This is a genomic window from Kitasatospora sp. NPDC056531 (genome assembly GCF_042794375.1).
Lineage (GTDB): Bacteria > Actinomycetota > Actinomycetes > Streptomycetales > Streptomycetaceae > Kitasatospora.
Genome location: NZ_JBHTTU010000304.1, coordinates 1 through 1303 on the forward strand (window position 1 = coordinate 1; position 1303 = coordinate 1303).

At 65.8% G+C, this 1303-nt stretch carries 1 protein-coding gene and 1 pseudogene; one reads left to right on the forward strand and one right to left on the reverse strand.

Annotation, left to right across the window (positions count from 1 at the left end; translation table 11 throughout):
• Positions 1-189, reverse strand: a pseudogene (locus tag ACFQ87_RS45870) (glycoside hydrolase); the annotation flags it as partial.
• A 502-nt stretch (positions 190-691) separates the two neighbouring features.
• Between ACFQ87_RS45870 and ACFQ87_RS45875 the strand changes: the two are divergent.
• Positions 692-1267 carry a hypothetical protein gene (locus ACFQ87_RS45875; RefSeq protein ID WP_380616991.1) on the forward strand — a complete coding sequence of 192 codons (576 nt, stop codon included), beginning with the start codon at positions 692-694 and terminating at the stop codon, positions 1265-1267.
• The last annotated feature ends 36 nt before the right edge of the window (positions 1268-1303 follow it).

Genomic DNA, 1303 nt, shown 5'->3' on the forward strand with positions numbered 1-1303 from the left:
GTGCAACTGGAGCGTGTTGCCGTTCTGGTCGGCACGGGTGGCACCCATGGCGAACGCCACCGCGGCCGCCTGAGATTGCGCAACGGGCAGCAGCACCGCCGCGGAGACGCCGACCAGGGAGAGAAGCCCGGAAAGTGCGGTTCGCCACCGGCTGACCGGCCGGCTGTCGCGTGAAGGGCTGTCAGACAATCAGACAAGGTTTCGCCTCTCCGTGAGGACGTGTTTCAGCACCGGCAGCGCCCATGACATGGGATGAATTAACTAAAGGTCGGAGGCTTGTCCAGGGTTTCGACAAACTTCGTCGACTGATCGCACGGAAGAGCGCGATTCACCCGATCTGACGGCAACAAACATGGGATGTATTGCTACCGTGACTCGATCCGGACCAGCGCCGCCCGCATCCGCATCGAGCGCCCGAAGGCCGTCCACGCCACCGCCACCGTGAAACTTTCACCGGTGGGACCGAACCGATCGGCCGTATCGCCGGGAAGCCCGGAAAGGGGCCCAACCATTCCTTGACAGGCCGCAGTCACCGATGCAGCGTCAGCAGTCCGAAACAAGAGCAGGGAGCAGCCCTGAAGCACGATCGCGGAATGTGAGCGCTCACACGGCCTGCGACGGACCCTTGTGGGGCAGCCGGGACACCTGCTCACTGCCACCACTGTCAACAACCCGCAGAGGAAGAGGTTCCATGCTGCGTTCCCGGTACCTGAAGTCCCGCCTGCTCGCCGTACTCCTGGCGGTCGGCGCTGCGTTCGGTGTGGGCCTGTCCGCCGCGCCCCAGGCCGGCGCCGCCTCGTTGACACAGATCACGGACTTCGGCAACAACCCGACCGACCTGCAGATGTACGTGTACGTGCCGAACAGCGTCAAGGCCGCCCCGTCGATCCTGCTGGCGCTGCACGGCTGCCAGGGCTCCGGGCCCTACCTGTACTCCAGCACCGATTTCGGAGCGCTGGCCGACCGGTACGGATTCATCGTCATCTACCCCTCGACCAGCCCCGGCGGCAGTTGTTGGCTACGGCCACCTCACCACCCAGGCCACCCGGGCCGCCCACGACGCCGTCGACACCATCGACCGCGCCCTCACCACCGCCGACCAGCCGGTGCCCACTCCCGTCCGGCTCCCCCACCCGAGAACACCCGGGACTCACGCACTCCGAAGCCCCGAGCAACGCGCCACGGACAAGAATCCGACACAGAAGGCACGTTGATGCCTACGCCCGGAGAGCAGGGCCTCGGCAAAGTGGCGGAATGTGCGTTTTGATCACGTGGGTCCGAGGAGCGAGAGTGGTCGCTTCGG

Excerpts from the sequence above, each read along its gene's own strand:
- ACFQ87_RS45875 (WP_380616991.1), top strand. The coding sequence starts at position 692 with ATGCTGCGTTCCCGGTACCTGAAGTCCCGCCTGCTCGCCGTACTCCTG.